15 protein-coding genes are annotated in these 18,352 nt (G+C 50.7%); 14 read left to right on the plus strand and 1 reads right to left on the minus strand.

What is annotated here, in order from left to right; all coding sequences use genetic code 11:
* Positions 1–473: 473 nt before the first annotated feature.
* From QGP82_RS25970 to QGP82_RS26030, 13 genes are all read left to right on the plus strand, one after another.
* On the plus strand, positions 474–761 hold the full coding sequence (locus QGP82_RS25970) for a hypothetical protein (RefSeq protein WP_250566267.1): 288 nt from the start codon (positions 474–476) through the stop codon (positions 759–761).
* Between the two features lie 271 nt (positions 762–1,032).
* On the plus strand, positions 1,033–1,920 hold the full coding sequence (locus QGP82_RS25975) for a glycosyltransferase family 2 protein (protein ID WP_163659611.1): 888 nt from the start codon (positions 1,033–1,035) through the stop codon (positions 1,918–1,920).
* Between the two features lie 193 nt (positions 1,921–2,113).
* On the plus strand, positions 2,114–3,256 hold the full coding sequence (locus QGP82_RS25980; protein WP_163659612.1) for a response regulator: 1,143 nt from the start codon (positions 2,114–2,116) through the stop codon (positions 3,254–3,256).
* A gap of 70 nt (positions 3,257–3,326) precedes the next feature.
* Complete coding sequence (lysS, locus tag QGP82_RS25985; protein WP_163701141.1) at positions 3,327–4,862, plus strand: lysine--tRNA ligase; 1,536 nt, start codon at positions 3,327–3,329, stop codon at positions 4,860–4,862.
* A 174-nt stretch (positions 4,863–5,036) separates the two neighbouring features.
* Positions 5,037–7,619 (plus strand): GAF domain-containing protein, encoded by a 2,583-nt coding sequence (locus tag QGP82_RS25990; RefSeq protein WP_499061472.1) that lies wholly within the window; start codon positions 5,037–5,039, stop codon positions 7,617–7,619.
* A 149-nt stretch (positions 7,620–7,768) separates the two neighbouring features.
* Positions 7,769–8,497 (plus strand): phosphoribosylaminoimidazolesuccinocarboxamide synthase, encoded by a 729-nt coding sequence (gene purC / locus QGP82_RS25995; RefSeq protein WP_163659617.1) that lies wholly within the window; start codon positions 7,769–7,771, stop codon positions 8,495–8,497.
* Positions 8,498–8,706: 209 nt separating this feature from the next.
* On the plus strand, positions 8,707–10,968 hold the full coding sequence (locus tag QGP82_RS26000) for a BamA/TamA family outer membrane protein (protein ID WP_499061473.1): 2,262 nt from the start codon (positions 8,707–8,709) through the stop codon (positions 10,966–10,968).
* 17 nt (positions 10,969–10,985) lie between these two features.
* Positions 10,986–11,831: a UDP-3-O-acyl-N-acetylglucosamine deacetylase gene (gene lpxC / locus QGP82_RS26005; protein ID WP_163661641.1), complete on the plus strand. Its 846-nt coding sequence runs from the start codon at positions 10,986–10,988 to the stop codon at positions 11,829–11,831.
* A 37-nt stretch (positions 11,832–11,868) separates the two neighbouring features.
* Complete coding sequence (gene fabZ, locus QGP82_RS26010) at positions 11,869–12,378, plus strand: 3-hydroxyacyl-ACP dehydratase FabZ (protein ID WP_163659621.1); 510 nt, start codon at positions 11,869–11,871, stop codon at positions 12,376–12,378.
* A 10-nt stretch (positions 12,379–12,388) separates the two neighbouring features.
* On the plus strand, positions 12,389–13,213 hold the full coding sequence (gene lpxA / locus QGP82_RS26015; protein ID WP_006518869.1) for an acyl-ACP--UDP-N-acetylglucosamine O-acyltransferase: 825 nt from the start codon (positions 12,389–12,391) through the stop codon (positions 13,211–13,213).
* Between the two features lie 41 nt (positions 13,214–13,254).
* Positions 13,255–14,514, plus strand: coding sequence for a lipid-A-disaccharide synthase (gene lpxB, locus QGP82_RS26020; RefSeq protein ID WP_499061474.1), 1,260 nt, complete (start codon positions 13,255–13,257; stop codon positions 14,512–14,514).
* Positions 14,515–14,574: 60 nt separating this feature from the next.
* Entirely contained in the window at positions 14,575–15,240 is a 666-nt protein-coding gene (locus tag QGP82_RS26025) for a MotA/TolQ/ExbB proton channel family protein (protein ID WP_163701158.1), read from the plus strand.
* A gap of 133 nt (positions 15,241–15,373) precedes the next feature.
* Positions 15,374–16,027 (plus strand): ExbD/TolR family protein, encoded by a 654-nt coding sequence (locus tag QGP82_RS26030; RefSeq protein ID WP_163659627.1) that lies wholly within the window; start codon positions 15,374–15,376, stop codon positions 16,025–16,027.
* A 141-nt stretch (positions 16,028–16,168) separates the two neighbouring features.
* Here the strand turns inward: QGP82_RS26030 and eno are convergent, their stop codons facing one another.
* On the minus strand, positions 16,169–17,461 hold the full coding sequence (gene eno, locus QGP82_RS26035) for a phosphopyruvate hydratase (protein ID WP_163659629.1): 1,293 nt from the start codon (positions 17,459–17,461) through the stop codon (positions 16,169–16,171).
* A gap of 268 nt (positions 17,462–17,729) precedes the next feature.
* Between eno and gloA the strand changes: the two genes are divergently transcribed.
* A complete protein-coding gene (gene gloA / locus QGP82_RS26040; protein ID WP_163659630.1) occupies positions 17,730–18,155 on the plus strand; it encodes a lactoylglutathione lyase in 426 nt (141 codons plus the stop codon).
* The last annotated feature ends 197 nt before the right edge of the window (positions 18,156–18,352 follow it).

The following is an 18,352-nucleotide window of genomic DNA, read 5'->3' on the forward strand; positions in this document are numbered from 1 at the left end:
TAGCAATTCTGATTGATATTTGTCAGGTACCTGCAAGGGGGATTGTTGGGGTGATTGACCATCCTCCCCTTACCAAGGGGAGGTGCCGCAGGCGGAGGGGTCTCGATCATTAGCGTTATCGATCACCCCTCCCTGACGGTTCCCCTTATCAAAGCTACCGTGTACACACATCTCGAAAGGGAGTTCACAATCCTGCATTACCCCCCTTACCAAGGGGGGAAACTCCGGTTCTCCCCCTTACCAAGGGGGAGTTAGAGGGGGTTATACAACCGTAAACGCTAATTTCCAATACTTGTGTGTACACGGTAGCCTTACCAAGGGGAACCAGTTTATTCTTCACCCCCACCCCTTTGCTACAAATATTTTCACTCTGAGCAACGAATTTTATCCGTCGCCTAAGCTGATACCCAACACACTGACAGGGTCGCATGTATCAGCTACTAGAATTGGTTCACTTCATTTTGCTGCACATTATGCAATGGCTGCAGCCATACCTGGGACCCATTTGCTTTGTCCTTGCCTGGTCCGTCGTTATCCTGGGTCTCTGGCAAATGATTGCCGCCACCCGTGATAGCGTGCAGCGCGCCCAGACAATGCACCGTATTCCCTGCGCTGACTGTGCATTTTTTACCAATCAGGCCGTCCTCAAGTGCTCGCTCCATCCCACCACCGCACTGTCAGAAGACGCCATCGACTGCTCCGATTATGAAGCCTCTAATCCCACTGTGGCCGCCTATCAACGCCTCAAAACATCCGACTGACCTGCACCAATACCCAATACCCAATAACTCCCACCCCCAATCTGCTAGTGCAAACCTCCACACCTTGATGCCTAGTACGAGTACATTAAATTTGGCTGAATTTACGGATGCCTTTATGGGTTCGTCAACCTAAACCAAATATTCTGTAGTAAGTCTGTCTTTTTGACTTGCCCATAGCCAATTCAGGGCAATCTGAGCAGAAGAGCTGGCAGTAATGCTGGTTGAGTGTTTCTTGATAAGTTGATCGCTGAGTGATTTCTAGGATATCGCGATGATTTCGATTTTTATTTTGACTCACAATGAAGAACGAGACATTGCCGCATGCATAGAGTCAGCTCTGGTCTCGGATGATGTCATTGTGGTCGACTCGATTAGTTGCGATCGCACCCTAGAAATCGCTCAGCGTTATCCTGTTCGTACAGTGCAGCACGCCTTCGAAAGCCATGGCAAACAACGCACCTGGATGCTGCGCAATGTCCCCACCAAGCACCCATGGGTCTACATTCTAGAAGCCGATGAACGCATGACGCCAGAGCTGTTCAACGAATGTATCGCCGCCGCCCAGTCTGGCCAGCATGTGGGCTATTATGCCGCCGAGCGCGTCATGTTCATGGACCACTGGATTCGCCACAGCACCCAGTATCCCCGCTACCAGCTACGGCTGCTCGACAAGCAGCACGTATGGTTCGACGACTACGGCCACACCGAACGCGAAGTGTGTGAGGGGTCCACCGATTTTCTTCAGGCCACCTACCCCCATTACACCTGTAGCAAAGGCTTTGACCGCTGGATTGAAAAGCATAACCGCTATTCCAGTGACGAAGCTGCCGAAACCATTAAGCAACTATCGGACCATGGCGTAGACTGGCGTGCCCTATTCCTGGGCCGTTCCGAAGTAGAACGCCGTCGCGCCCTGAAGGACCTGTCCCTGCGTTTGCCCCTACGCCCGTTGGTGCGGTTTATCTACATGTACTTTGTCCTGGGCGGCATTCTAGACGGTCGGGCTGGATTTACCTGGTGTATGCTCCAGGCATTTTATGAGTATTTGATCACCCTTAAGGTTTGGGAACTGCAAAATGGCTGCACGTCAGATGTGAGTGTGCTGGCTGACTCGTCTGCTGTTGATCAACCCACTAAAGAACTGGCCCGCTCCACGTAGGGGTGCATTATGGGGGCACATGTAATTTTTAGTCCAGTGATCAGGTCATAGTCTGGGGAGCATAATAGCTGTGTTTTCCTAACTCTGGGAAAACTAGGCCTGAGGTGCATGATGGGGAAAATCGCTCCCTATTCAAACTCATTAGCTTGACGCCGTACTAGAGGCGAGCCCGAAGCCTCCAAGTATATTAAATATGCTGACCCAGGCCCAATCCTTACCCCAGTATTTACTCACCCTTGCTCAGCAACATCGCACGGGTGAGCTGGTGATCGGTGCAAAAACTACTGAACCCTGGAAGCTTTACTTTTATTCTGGACGGTTGATTTATGCCACGGGAGGGCCGCATCCCGTGCGACGCTGGTATCGCTCCCTGCGTCGCCATAGTGAACAGTTTTCCAGTAGCTGGTTCGCGGCGATGCGCACCCCTGATGATTACTGGGAGGTGGATTTTATTAATCAAGCCGTCCGGTGTGAACACATTTCCCTCAATCAGGCTAAGGCCGCCATCCAAAGCATTGTGGATGAGGTGATTCTGACATTGCTTACCTCTCCAGCCGATGATGTGCAATGGCACCCAAATCGCATGGTGGCTCAGCAGATGGTGTTTTTGTCGGTGCAGCGGGCGTTGGTGCGATCGCAAAAAAACCATGATCAGTGGCCCAAAAAATTAAACGATCCCCTCACCACCGTTGCCCCTCACGACCTGCCTTACCTATCCCCTGTTGTGATCAATCCACGGGGACTACAGGTGCATCTGACAGCGGCTAGATATAAGCGTTTGAGTCGTTGGATGCAGGGCAACATTACCCTTTGGGATATGGCTGCCCAAACCCAGCATTCACTGCCGGATGTGATTAAGCTGCTGTTGCCACTGATCTATCAAGGTTGGGTCGATCTACAGCCCGTGCAAGATATTCCCGCCCCCTATGTCCCCCCCCGCTCCTTAGCCACCCAGGGACTGACCAAAGGGCTGATTGCTTGTATTGACGACAGCCCCTTAGTCAGCAAAGTCATGGCAGAGCTGGTGCAACCCCTAGGCTACGAAGTGCTGCCCGTAACCAAGCCCGTTGAGCAAATTTCCATCCTGACCCAGCACCGGCCTGACCTGATTTTTTTGGATATCACCATGCCCAATATCAGCGGCTATGAACTGTGCAAGTTTCTCCGTCGGACTGAAGCATTTTATAAAACACCCATTATCATTTTGACGGGACGGGACGGCATGATTGATCGGATGCGGGCCAAAATGGTAGGTGCAGATGACTTTTTAGCCAAACCGCCAGCGCCTGAGAAAGTAGCTCAGCTGCTGGATAAGTATATTTCTGATGCCCGGTAATGGGGGATTGCCCATTCCCCATCCCCCCCATACAATTAACAACTGCACAATTACTTCTGACCCTTAACGCATGGCTAGCTCCCAGCCCAACGATCAAAGTCCTCGCGAAATTCGCGCTGCTCGCTTACAGAAAATAAGTGAATTAAAAAAACTGGGACTCAATCCATATGCCTACAAATGGGATGTGACCCATCAGGCTGCCATCCTTCAGAAGAAATTTGCTGATCTGCCCACGGGAGAAGAGACCGAGGTTGAGGTCAGTATTGCCGGTCGCATCATGGGCCGACGGGTATTCGGTAAGCTTGCGTTCTTCACGCTTCAGGATGAAACGGGCTCAATTCAGCTATTTCTAGATAAAAAGACCATCCAAGCGGGGATGGCCGACATTGATGAGCAAGCATTTACCCATCTCAAACAGCTGACGGATGTGGGCGATTTCTTTGGGGTGAAGGGCATCGTTAAGCGCACGGATAAAGGGGAGCTGTCGGTGAAGGTGAGCACTTATGCCATTCTCACCAAGGCGCTGCTGCCGCTGCCAGATAAGTGGCACGGCCTCACCGATGTGGCCAAGCGCTACCGCCAGCGTTCCGTTGACCTGATTGTGAACCCTGAGGTTCGGGATACCTTTCGGAAGCGGGCGCGAATTACCGCCTCAATTCGTCGCTATCTGGACCAGCAAGATTTTATTGAAATTGAGACGCCGGTTTTACAGGCGGAGCCCGGTGGTGCCGATGCCCGTCCGTTTGTGACCTATCACAACACGCTAGACATGCAGCTCTATCTGCGGATTGCTACGGAACTGCACCTGAAGCGCCTGATTGTGGGTGGTTTTGAACGTGTGTTTGAAATGGGTCGCATTTTCCGAAATGAAGGCATTTCCACCCGTCATAATCCAGAATTTACGTCGATTGAGCTGTACCAGGCCTACGCTGATTACCACGACATGATGGATATCACCGAGGCGCTGATCATTAATGCTGCGGAAGAGGTGCTGGGCACTACGCAAATTACCTATCAAGGTGATGCCATTGACCTCAGCACTCCCTGGAAGCGCATCACGATGCATGATGCCGTCCAGGAAAAAACTGGGGTTAACTTTGCTGAGTTCACTGATCTAGATGAGGCGAAAGCGGCGGCAAAAGCGGCGGGCTTGCATGGTATCGATGACTGCCCCAGCATTGGCCATGTCTTAAATGAAGCGTTTGAGCAGACAGTGGAACCGACGCTGATTCAGCCCACCTTTATTACCGACTATCCGGTGGAAATTTCTCCATTGGCTAAACCCCATCGACATAAGCCTGGTCTGGTGGAACGATTTGAACTGTTTATCGTCGGTCGAGAAACCGCTAATAGTTTTTCAGAGCTTACGGATCCTGTGGATCAACGTCAGCGTCTAGAGGCCCAGGCGGCTAAAAAAGCAGCGGGTGACTTGGAGGCCCATAGCCTAGATGAAGATTTTGTTACTGCCCTAGAATATGGTATGCCACCCACAGGGGGGATGGGCATGGGGATCGACCGGCTGGTGATGCTCCTGACGGATTCGCCCAGCATTCGGGATGTGATTGCATTTCCCTTGCTGAAGCCTGAGCAAGGAAGTCGTGATTAGTTAATCTTGCCAAACTGATTAAACTATAGGGGAAGGTGTTGAGGGCAAACTATTGTAATTGCAGTCTTCTGTCAGTATTTAGAGAATGCACCCGTGCATTTTCCGAGTTTCTGCACCATAAAGGCTCAATAACTCCCGTTAATTTATAATTTTGGCTAACCCGTATAAATAACTATGGCTCAGTCATCTGCAGATAGCACGTTGGCCCGCTTGTCGCAGGGCACCATGCCCGGTCGTCTTAAGGCTCAGGTTCGGCATTTATCTAAGCCTAGATTTATTGAGCTTTTAGAGTTGATCATTCAAGAATTTGAGTATTTTCTCAAAGCGATCAACTTGATTAATAATCAATCGCTGGAAACGCTTCTGGAAGAGCTGTTGGAGGCGTTTACCTTAAAAATTGGTCAGATTCTACAGGCCGATCGCACTACTATCTTCATCGTCGATGAAGAGAATCAAGAACTTTGGTCAAAAATTGCTCAGGGTGCGGGGGAGAAGGCGGTCGAGATCAGAATACCAATGGGTAAAGGGATTGCTGGCTATGTTGCTGAGACTAGAAAAACCCTTAACATTCCCAGTGCCTATGATGATCCTAGATTTAACCGGGCAACGGACGAAGAAACGGGATATCACACTAAAAATATTCTGTGTATGCCCATCTTTAGCGACGGTGTCAACGTCGTTGCGGTGGTGCAGTTGCTCAATAAAATTGGCGGTAACCGGTTTACGCTCCAGGATGAAAAGGAGTTTGAATCCTTTGCTCGCTCCATTGGTGTACTCCTAGAAAGCTGTAACTCGTTTTATACGGCTGCCCGCACCCAGAAAGGCCTCAATGCGCTACTCAATGCCATTTCATCGTTAGAGCAGAGTTTGGAGCTAGAAGTGACTCTGCAGTCGGTCATGGCTGAAGCGCGAAAACTCATGCAGGCGGATCGCAGCACCCTGTGGCTGATGGATGGTAATCAGCTATGGTCTAAAGTGCAAAGTGCCGATGGTACAGAGCTGATGGAGTTACGCCAGGCCAATGATAAGGACAGTATTGTGGGCTATGTGGCGTCCACTGGCGAAACTCTGAACATTCCTGATGCCTACAAGGATAGTCGGTTTAATCGCTCGGCGGATGAGCGCACTGGCTATCGCACCCACAGTATTTTGTGCATGCCGGTGTTTAACTCATCGGGCAAAATTATGGGGGTGACCCAGCTGATTAATAAGATGCAGGGGGCCTTCACTCGCTCGGATGAGTCGTTTATGCGGGCGTTTAATACCCAGGCGGGGATTGCTTTAGAAAATGCCCAGCTATTTGAAAATGTGTTGGTGGAGAAGCAATATCAGAAGGATATTCTTCAGAGTCTTTCGGATGCCGTTATTTCCACAGATATGGGGGGCCGGATCGTCACCATCAATGAAACAGCCCTGAGCTTGCTGGGGTGTCCCATGGACGAGTCAGTGATTGTTGAGGGTGAATCTCTGGAGGCGTTACAGAAAACCTGGGAAGAAAAGCTGATCGGGCGATTGCTTTGGGAAGTGGTGCCGATTGAGAATTTGCGATCGCGCCTGGCTGATAGTTTAGAGTTTGGTACACATCAGTATGTACCTGAGCAAACCCTACAGGTGGCGCTAACTACGGTTAAAGACCAGTTGGTTATGTTAGTGCCTGCCGAAATCCGGCGCAAATCCTCCACGTTTATTCCCCGAGAACATGACGATACTAACCAGACTTACTATCTCTGGGGGCAACGGTCTGACGCGATCAAAGCCTATGAGAACGTACACCACCTTGAACATAGCATTAACCTCACGGTCAATCCCCTGACCGATCCCGGTGGCGGTGTCAGGGGTGGTCTTGTGGTTCTGGAAGACATCAGCCAGGAAAAGCGGATGAAAACGACGTTGTATCGCTACATGACCCCCAGTGTGGCGGATCAGGTCATGGCCCTTGGGGAAGATTCCCTGATGGTGGGTAAACGTCGGGATGTCACCGTACTATTTTCCGATATTCGTGGCTACACCACCCTGACCGAGAGACTGGAGGCATCTCAGGTGGTCTCCATGCTGAATGAGTACTTTGAGACCATGGTGGAAGCCGTCTTTAATCACCAAGGCACCTTAGATAAATTTATCGGTGATGCCCTGATGGCTGTGTTTGGTGCGCCGTTGCCCCTGGAAAACCATGGTTGGTCAGCCGTGGAAGCGGCCCTCGATATGCGGGAGCGGCTGGTGCACTTTAACCGGTCACGCCAGGCGAATAGCCAACCCAAAATCAACATCGGTATTGGTCTGAGCTCTGGCGAGGTGGTGTCTGGCAATATCGGTTCCCGTCGCAAGATGGAATATACGGTGATCGGTGATGGTGTGAATCTCAGCTCCCGGTTGGAAGGGGTGACCAAACAGTATGGCTGTGACATTGTCATGAGCGAACATACCTATGCTCGATGTCGTGATTTAGTCTGGGTGCGAGAGCTGGATCTAACCCGTGTTAAGGGTAAGACAAAGCCTGTGAAAATCTATGAGCTGATTGGCAGCCGACAAAATCACCAGTTAGATCAGGTAACCCAGGACTTTCTAGACCTTTACAAGCAAGCCCGTAAGGCCTACACCTCGCAAAAGTTTACGCGGGCATTAGACCTATTCACGCGGGCAAAGGTGATGCGACCTCAGGATAAAGCTGTATCGGTGCACATTGCCCGTATTCATTCCTATTTAGAGAATCCACCGCCAGCGGATTGGGATGGGGTATATGTCATGACCACTAAATAAAAATAGGTTTGCCATTTTTCCTTAATTTGTAGAGGCGTTCCATGGAACGCCTCTACAAATTTTTAGGACGCCTCTACAAATTTTTGGAACGCCCCTATAACACCCATCCACGCTAAAATGAGCGATGCAAATTTTCCTTGGGAGGCCCCATGGCTGAGCGAAAGAAGCTCTATGAAGGCAAGGCAAAAATTCTTTATGCCACTGAGGATCCGGCGGTATTGGTGACGTACTTCAAGGATGATGCCACGGCGTTTAATGCTCAGAAGCGAGGGACCATTGCCAATAAAGGGTGCATTAACAATGCCGTGTCCACCCACTTGTTTAAGCTGCTAGAAGCCCAGGGCGTGACCACCCATTGGATTGCTTCTCCCAATGAGCGGGAGATGTGGGTGAAGCCGGTAACCATTGTGCCCCTGGAAGTGGTGGTGCGTAATCTGGCGGCTGGCAGTCTTTGTCGGCAAACGGGGTTAGCCCTGGGCACACCGCTGACGCCGCCGCTGGTGGAGTTTTACTACAAAAATGATGACCTGGGAGATCCGCTGCTGACTTGCGATCGCATCCGTGCCATGGATATCGCCAGCGATGATACTGTGACTGAGCTAGATCGCATGGCCCGCAGTATTAACCAAATTCTCAAAGACTTTTTCAATAGCTGTAGTATTACCCTGGTTGACTTCAAACTTGAATTTGGCACCCTTGCTGACGGCACCCTGGTTTTGGCCGATGAGATTAGCCCCGACACCTGCCGCCTATGGAATCAAGAGGAAACGGATGAATCCCGTCGAGTGATGGACAAAGACCGATTTCGTCAGGATTTAGGGGATGTGGAGTCAGGATATCAGCAGGTGTTGGATCGAATTCTGGCACATACAAATTGAGCACTGAGGGATGCGGTGCGGTAGAATCTTTCAGAAAAATATTAAATTCTGTTCACATTTTTCTAGCGCAATCAGACGTGTGTTTGAAAAAGTGAAGGGTTACTAGAACCTTAGTTATAGACCCCTAAGCCGGATTTAGTGTATGTCATTAACAGGGGCTTTTTAAGAGCGTCTGTTCCTATTTGGTGTAAGGAGTACGTTTTCTGCCTATGCGCTTTTCGCCGACTCTATTGGCTTGTTGCACCGTTGCGACATTGTTTGGGTTGCCCGTACTCGCAGCCGATGCGGCTGACGTAGTGGACGCTTCCACAGTTGATGCTATGGCAGATGATGCCGCAGAATCAGCGGTTGCTGGTCAGTCAGAGCTAACCCCAACAGAGGGATTGCCTCAGCAGCAAACAGAAATTGCCTCTGAAACCTCTGAGGATGTGGCTGTTGAGCTACCCGTTGCCGCAGCCGAATCGACTGATAGCGCTACCTTATTGGTTCAAGAATCTGAAGAAACCCCTGAAGAAACGTTAGATCGCCTTTTAGACGGCATTAACAATCAACCCTCTGAACCAGCCGAGCCAGCCGAGCCCGTTGAGGCAGCGCCAGAACCTGAGGATACGCCACAGACTGAGAGTCCTGAGAGTCCAACACCCGATGAAGAGGTTGTAGAAGAGGAGCCCGCAGACGAAGAAGTTCAGGTGCTTGTGGCTGAGCTAGATGTCATTACCCTGGACGGTAGTCCCCTCGATCCAGAACTTGAAGACATTGTCTATCAGGCAATCAACCTGCGTCCTGGTCGTACAGCCACCCGTAGCCAGCTGCAAGAAGACATTAACAACGTGTTTGCCACGGGCTTTTTTGCCAATGTTCGGGCCAGACCCGAGGATACTGATTTGGGGGTGCGGGTTACCTTTGGGGTACAACCCAACCCAGTACTAACCGGTGTAGATGTGCGCACTGACGCTGAAACAGCAAGTGTGTTGCCGGATGAGAAAATTGATGAAATCTTTGGCGATCAGTATGGCAAAATCCTCAATCTGATTGATTTCCAAGACGGTATTTTAGAACTTAACGAGTGGTACCGTGAGCAGGGATATGTACTGGCTCAGGTGACGGCGGCTCCCCAGGTTTCAGACGATGGTGTGGCTACCCTAGTCGTTGCTGAGGGTGTGATTGAATCCATCGAAGTTCGCTACATCGATGCGGATGGTAATAGCGTTGATGCAGAGGGGGAACCCATCGACGGTAGAACCCGCCCGTTTATCGTTACCCGAGAATTCGAAACCCAGCCCGGTGACGTTTTCCGGCAGGACAGAATCCAGTCGGATCTGCAGCGAGTGTTTGGTCTAGGGATTTTTGATGACGTCCGTCTCTCGCTGGACCCTGGTGATGAAGATCCTCGAAAAGTCAAGGTGGTCGTCAATGTTGATGAAGGCAATACAGGATCTGTCGGTGCTGCCGTTGGCTTTAACCTCAGTGGTGATGTCTTTGGTAGTGTCAGCTATCAGCAGGATAACCTGGGCGGTAATAATCAGACGCTGCGCACCGAAGTGCAGCTAAGTGAACGCGAGCTGTTGTTTGATGTCAGCTTTACGGATCCCTGGATTGCTGGAGACCCCCATCGCACGTCCTACACGGTGAATGGCTTTAACCGCCGCTCAATTTCTCTAATCTTTGACGGAGGGGACACCGATGTTGATCTACCTAATGGAGATACTCCTCGGGTTAACCGTTTGGGTGGAGGTGTGACCTTTGGACGTCCTTTAGATAACGGTTGGAGTGGTTCAGTTGGTCTGGAATATCAGCGTGTTTCCATTCGAGATAGCGATGGCGATTTATCTCCTGAAGACCAGTTTGGTAACGATCTAAGCTTTAGTGGCGATGGTCGTGATGATCTCTTGAGTATTCCCATCGGCTTTGTTTGGGACCAGCGTAATAACCCCTTAGCTCCCACTAGTGGCAGTTTGCTGCGGCTTGGTTCGGAGCAGACTATTCCGGTTGGTCAAGGCACAATTTTCTTTAATCGATTACGGGCTAGCTATAGTCGCTATGTGCCGGTTAATTTCATCAAATTGGGTGATGGTCCCCAAACCATTGCTCTTAATGTGCAGGGGGGAACCGTGCTGGGCGACTTGCCTCCCTATGAAGCATTCTCTCTCGGGGGAACCAACTCAGTGCGCGGGTTTGATGAGGGTGATTTAGGGAGTGGTCGTTCTTTTGTGCAGGCAACTGCTGAATATCGCTTCCCATTGTTCACGTCTTTTCTCGGCGGCGCTTTGTTTGTTGACTATGGTACTGACCTGGGTTCAGGGGATAATGTCCCTGGCGATCCGGCGATTATTCGTGATAAGCCTGGAGATGGCTTTGGCTACGGTGCCGGTATTCGAGTACAAACACCGTTAGGTGCGCTCAGGCTTGACTATGGCTTAGGTGACGGCGGTGATGGTCGCATTCACTTTGGGATTGGAGAACGCTTCTAATGACAGAGGGAGCAGGCATGCAACATACTTTGGCTGCTCCGGTTACCGCTACGGGAGTGGGGCTACATTTAGGGCAGATAACCCATGTAACGGTGTTGCCTGCCGCTACTAATGTGGGTCGTCATTTTGTTCGCACAGATGCAGGTGCTGAATTGATTCCAGCTGATGTCTCAGCTGTGAGTCAAACTCGTCTTTCAACACAGTTGGGCAGCCCTGAAGGGCCATACGTGCGAACGGTGGAGCATTTGTTGGCAGCATTGTGGGCTGCCGGGGTGGACAATGCCCGTATTGAAATTGACGGGTCAGAAGTGCCTCTCATGGACGGGTCCTCACTTGATTGGAGTCGTCTTGTGCAATCGGTGGGAACGGTGGAACAAGAGTCCCCACGCGGCGGTGGAATACTCTCTGAGCCTGTTATTGTGCGGGATGGGGATGCCTATGTGATGGCGTTGCCCGCTTCAGAGCTTCGTTTTAGCTATGGCATTGACTTTCCGATGTCTGCCATTGGTAATCAGTGGCATAGCTGGTCTCCCATGGCTGGAGACTTTGTTGAGCTGGTGGCTCCGGCCCGTACATTTGCCATGGCCCATCAAATTGACGGTTTGCGATCGCAAGGTCTGATTAAAGGTGGCAGTCTTGAAAACGCCCTAGTTTGTGATGAAGAGGGCTGGCTTAATCCCCCGCTGCGATTTGCAAATGAACCGGCACGTCATAAACTTTTAGACTTAGTAGGGGATCTCAGTTTATTAGGTGTTCTCCCTACGATGCATGTGACAGCTTATCGAGCTAGTCATAGTTTGCACGTGCAGTTAGCTCGTCATTTGGCCGCTATCTGTTTGTCAGAAACATCGGCTCCCGCTTAGCCGAGAGCACCTACGCCGTTGCTGTTCAAAAACGTCTATGGCCACCACCGTTGTTAAAGATAAAGCTCATCCTACCAATCAGGAATCTCAACCGACTGCCGACGAGAATCCTACCCCTATTACCCTTAATCTAGAGCAGATTCACGCGTTGTTACCCCATCGCTATCCGTTTGCTCTAGTTGATCGCATCATCGACTATGTTCCTGGCAAACAGGCAGTTGGTTTAAAAAATGTCACGTTCAATGAACCCCATTTCCAAGGACACTTTCCGGGGCGTCCTATTATGCCCGGGGTCCTGATTGTTGAAGCCATGGCTCAGGTGGGCGGTATTGTACTGACCCAAATGCCTGGTGTGAATGGCTTATGTATGTTTGCTGGTATCGATAAAGTTCGGTTTCGGCGACCAGTTGTGCCAGGTGACCAGCTGGTTATCACAACAGAGTTGCTTAGCGTTCGCGGGCTAAAATTCGGCAAAATGCAGGCTAAGGCTGAAGTTGATGGTCAACTGGTGTGCGAAGGTACCCTGATGTTTTCTGTGGTGGAATAACAAATAACCAATGTTCCCAACTGCTCTGATTCATCCCACGGCGGTCATTCATCCGAGGGCCCAGGTCCACTCTAGTGTGAAAGTGGGCCCCTACGCTGTTATCGGGGAAAAAGTCAGTGTTGGTAAAGACACCGAAATTGGTCCCCATGTGGTATTGGATGGGCACACCGAAATTGGCCAGCGCAATCGCATTTTTACTGGAGCTGCCATTGGTTTAGAGCCTCAGGACCTCAAGTATGACGGTTCTGAGAGCTTGGTTTCCATCGGCGACGATAACAACATTCGTGAATATGTCACCATCAACCGACCCACTCGATTTGGTGAAATTACCCGTTTAGGCAATGGCAATCTTTTGATGGCCTATGTGCACATAGCCCATAACTGCCTGATTCAAGACAGCGTTATCATTGCAAATTCGGTGGCACTGGCCGGTCACGTTCACATTGAATCTAATGTCCGCATCAGCGGTCTTGTTGGCATTCACCAATTTGTTCACATTGGTCGCCATGCCATGGTTGGTGGCATGAGTCGGATTGAGCGCGATGTGCCTCCCTACATGATGGTGGAAGGCAATCCATCAAGGGTAAGGGGACTCAATCAGGTCGGTCTGAAGCGATCAGGCATTGGCGATCTAGAATCTGGGCGTGTATACGATGGTCTCAAACAGGCCTATCGTTTGCTTTATCGCTCGGGGCTCACATTTAGCGAGGCTCTCAATAAATTGGACTCTGTTGCTAACAATGAGTATGTGCAACATCTCCATAGATTCTTAGTGGCTTCCCAAGGCGACAGCCGACGAGGTGTTATTCCAGGACGGCATATCTCACGCAAATAAGGTTCTGGCCCTACATCTTCGGTGCTACAACCGGTCTTAGCATGCAGCATAACGACAATACTGACACCAACATTCCCGTTGCCGTGAGACGTGCCCCTGCGTCTCCTGTTCGGGTGTTTATTCACACTGGGGAAGTCTCTGGTGATTTACAAGGAGCGTTGCTGGTGGAGGGGCTTAAACGCCAAGCTGCTCAGCAGGGCATTGAGGTGGAAATCAGTGCCATGGGGGGAGACCGCATGGCTGCTGCTGGGGCGAAACTGATTGGTAATACGGTGCCCGTGAGCTCTATCGGCATTTTTGAAGCCTTACCCCATGCTTGGGCAGCGATTAAAATGCAGCGCCAGGCTAAGCAGCATTTACTGGAATCGCCCCCCGATGTAGTCGTGTTGATTGACTACATGGGGCCTAATGTCGCCATTGGGCAGTTCATTCGTCGACAGTTTCCTACGGTGCCGATCACCTATTTCATTGCACCACAGCTGTGGGTCTGGGCCATGATGCCGGGCGATACCGAGAAGATCTTGTCTATTTCTGATCGGGTTTTGGCCATTTTTCCAGGCGAAGCTCGCTACTATCGTGAAAAAGGTGGCCAGGTCTCCTGGGTGGGTCATCCCCTTTTGGATAAATTTGCCGACTATCATCCAGCATCTGAAAAACAACAGGCTCGTCAACAGTTGGGGGTAGCTGGCTCTGATTGTGTTGTTACCCTGTTGCCCGCCTCACGCCCCCAGGAGTTAACCTATGTGCTGCCGATCATGTTGACGGCGGCTCAGCAGATTCAGACCCAAATCCCTCAGATCAAGTTTTTAATCCCGCTGGCTCGGGAGGCCTTTCGTTCAAGGCTAGAAGCGGCACTGAAAGAGTATGGTTTGAAAGGGCAGGTTGTGGCTCAGCAAGAACAGGCCCTGGCCATTGCCGCTGCCGATTTAGCCATTGCTAAGTCAGGCACCGCTAATCTGGAGATCGCCTTGATGGAAGTCCCTCAGGTGGTGATGTATCGGCTGAATCGTTTAACTGCCTGGGTGGCGGAGTTTGTGCTTAAATTTTCGGTGACCTACGTTTCACCTGTAAATCTGGTTAATATGGAGCCGATTGTGCCAGAGTTTGTGCAGTGGGATGCCAAACCTGACACCATTAGCCAAATGGCGCTAAATCTATTGAACAATCCGGATCAGCGTCAAAAAATGGTGGAGGGCTACAGGACAATGCGAAAGCATTTGGGCTCCGTGGGAGTTTGCGATCGCGCCGCCAACGAAATTCTAGCCTTGGCCACCGGCAAGGCAGCTTGTGCTAAAAGATAGTGGCCGATCTGGGACCCGAGCAGGTAACATGCGTCTGAGAAAGCGTAGGGGAGAAAACGAGTGAACATTACTGACTTATTTGCCAGAGGTGGGATAGCCATGTGGCCCCTGCTAGTCCTATCAGTAATTGCCCTCGGCACAATTATTGAGCGTATTTGGTTTTGGTCGCGCATCATTACCCGCGAGCGGGAGATCGCCGGTCGTGTGCTCGAAGCCGCCCGGCGAGAATGGACTGCCGCCACTGAAATTGCTCAACGAGCCCACCGTTTGCCCATGGGGCGTTTTCTCTATGCTGCTTTGAAGCTCAAAGATCAAGATCCTGAAGTGTTTCGTCTGGCCCTAGAAACAGCTGCCAATGAAGAATTAGCCGCTATGCGTCGAGGCGATAAGGTGCTAGAACTCGTGATCGCTGTTTCTCCAATGTTGGGATTGTTAGGTACCGTTTTAGGTTTGATGAATTCCCTTGGGTCACTCAATCTCAATGATTTGGCCATTGGTAGTGCAACCAGTGGTGCTGCTGAAGGTATTGGTCAGTCCTTGATCACCACGGCTACTGGATTGATTATTGCCATTGTTAGCCTGATGTTTTATCGCCTCTTTCAAGGTTTGGTGTTTGGTCAAGCCAAAGTCTTTCGTCAGTCCGGTAGCGAGCTAGAGTTACTTTACCGTCAGGCCTGGTCCCTAAGCGGGGGTAAGCCCAGCGAACTGGGTGCTTCAGTTAATTAAGGTGGAATAGGTTTTGAATTCTGAATTTTAAGTTCAAAACCTGCGGCTTGGGTCGTTCTGATAAAACAGCAATCACCTCAAAATTATTCTTCCCCCCTCCAATCCAATCTCCCCCAACCCCCTGAGCATCGCCATGAAACTAGACCTAGACGATCAACAAAACGGCATTGTCATCGAACTACTTCCCCTGGTCGATGTTGTCTTTTGTATTCTGACCTTCTTTATTTTGGCGGCAGTGGGTAGCCGTCAACAGGCGATTAGTTTAGATCTGCCCAATGCGAATACCGGGTCGGCATTACCGCCTGCGGCCTTAACCACTGGTCGCGATCGCTTATATGTGAGTGTTGACCCCATTGGCCGCATATATCTTGACCAAGACCCCATTTTGGAACAGAACCTCTTGGGGCTTGTGGGTGATTTTTATACAGGTAACCCGGAGGGGATTGTGGTGCTGTATGCAGCCAAAGACTCTCGTTATGACGATGTTGTGCGAGTGCTAGACATCCTGCGGACGGTGGGGGGGAACCGTGTGGCTCTGGCAACGTTACCGCCGGGTACGCAGTCGTCACAAGATACATTGCCTGGTGAACTACCGGCTGATATTCAAGACTTAATCAACGGTTCAGACTCCAGTCTGCCAGGGCGTGAATTACCCAGCGATCCCCTGAATCCATCCACCACTACGCCCATCCCAACAACACCGGGCAGTGCATTACCGGACAGTTCATTACCAGACAGCTCACTCACGCCCAGCAGCCCATCTCCTTTGCCAACCGACGACGAATAACTCTCAAAACGTTTACTCTCACCATTTCTTAAGGAGAACCCACAACGGGGTAACCGTTGTGGGTTCGAAACTATAGCAATCTGCTGAATGCATATCTCCAAAGGAGAGGCTGCGCCAAACTATAAATTTCCCGAAGAGAAATTAGCCCTGACCGGGTCCCATGCCAACGGCACCAGCATAGACGGCTTGTTCTGCTAGCTCGTCTTCAATGCGTAGCAGGCGATTGTATTTTGCAACCCGCTCACTACGGCATAGGGAACCTGTTTTAATCTGGCCTGCACGGGTAGCCACTGCCAAATCAGCAATAGTGGTATCTTCAGTCTCACCAGAACGGTGGCTAATCACTGATGTCAGCTTGTTGCGAGTCGCCAAGTCGATGGCTTCCAAGGTTTCAGTCAACGAGCCAATCTGGTTTAACTTGATCAAGATGGAGTTAGCGGCCCCCTGATCAATGCCCTTTTGCAAGCGGGTGGGGTTAGTCACAAACAAATCATCGCCCACTAGCTGTACCCGATTGCCCATCTTGGTGGTTAGCGCTTTCCAGCTATCCCAGTCCTCCTCATGGAGACCATCCTCAATGGACACAATGGGGTATTGACTGGCTAGCTTATCGAGATACTCGATGGTCTCCGCCGGAGAGTGAGCCTGACCATCAAAGGTGTACTTACCATCCTTATAGAATTCGCTGGCAGCTACATCCAAAGCCAAGGAAATTTGTTCACCCGGCTTGTACCCTGCTGACTCAATGGCAGCGATCAAAATTTCTAGCGCTTCTTGATTTGAACCCAGATTAGGGGCAAAACCGCCTTCATCCCCCACACCGCCAAGCAAACCTTTTTGATCTAAAACTTTGCTCAAACTAGCAAAAACTTCTGCACCCCAACGCAGAGCTTCTTTAAAGCTGCTAGCACCGCTGGGCACAATCATGAATTCTTGAATGTCTACATTATTATTGGCGTGGGCTCCACCATTGATCACATTCATCAGGGGAACGGGGAGTACGTTGGCTAATGGTCCACCCAGATACCGGTAGAGCGGTAGTCCCAATGCTTGAGCCGCCGCTTTCGCATTGGCCAAAGATACCGCCAGAATAGCGTTGGCACCTAAATTTGCCTTATTGTCTGAGCCATCCAGGGCAATCATGGTGCGATCAATGACCACCTGATCTAAAGCATCTAGACCCATCAGCTCACGAGCAATGGCTTCATGCACATTGTTGACCGCTTTGAGCACCCCCTTACCTCCGTAGCGAGTATCACCATCTCTGAGTTCGTGGGCTTCAAAGGTGCCTGTGGATGCTCCACTGGGGACTTGGGCGAGGCCCACTGCACCCACCGATAAATAAACTTCAGCCTCAATCGTGGGGCGACCCCGAGAGTCCAAGATTTCGCGGGCGCGAATCTCTTCAATAGTGGTTTCGAGTAGGTCAATCATCAAATCTACGCTTCCTTGTGGATTAACTACGGTTAAACGATGGGGGTGTAGGACTCACTGGTCATTATGTCCAATCTTTCAATGCCGATGACGGCTGAACGATTGCACGATAAACAAGCATACGGTGCTATCCTGCATCAACGATAGGGTTGCAGAGCAAAAATGTAAGGAAAAGCACATCAATCTGCCTAGATATACCGGTCTAGGCCATCATAGAAACTAACCAACGCTAGGATTAGAACCAACTGAGCTTAAGGAAAGAAAGGCCATGCGTTTATTGCATACAATGTTGCGGGTTGGCAATTTAGAAAAATCCCTGCAATTCTATTGCGATGTTTTAGGTATGACCCTACTGCGCCAGAAGGACTACCCAGGTGGGAAATTTACCCTTGCGTTTGTGGGCTATGGCGATGAAAGCGATCATACCGTCATCGAGCTAACCCATAACTGGGGCGTAGAGTCCTACGATCTCGGTGAAGGGTATGGCCATATCGCCCTTGGGGTAGACGATATTTATCAGACCTGCGAAGCGATCAAAGCACGGGGCGGGCAAGTCGTTCGTGAGCCTGGGCCGATGAAGCATGGTTCAACTGTGATTGCGTTTGTGACTGACCCTGATGGCTATAAGGTTGAGTTGATTCAGCTAAAGCAAGGGGCTGAGACTGAGGTGCCAACGGCAGCGGCAACGGTTTGATATAGAGCGGAGAGCGGGAAATAGGCCGTGGGGAATGGGGGGAACCCACTATCAGGTTGAACAACGGCTCCATTTGTTTGAGACTTGCGGGCTTTCTCGTGTCCCCTACTGCCTAGCTCAGCGTCCCCTACTCCCCCAGCGCAGCGAACGCCCCCCACCCCCAATTGATATACTGATTACTCGTTTCCCTGCCGAAC

This window comes from Leptothoe sp. LEGE 181152, assembly GCF_032906605.1.
Taxonomy (GTDB): Bacteria; Cyanobacteriota; Cyanobacteriia; order Phormidesmidales; family Phormidesmidaceae; genus Leptothoe; species Leptothoe turfae.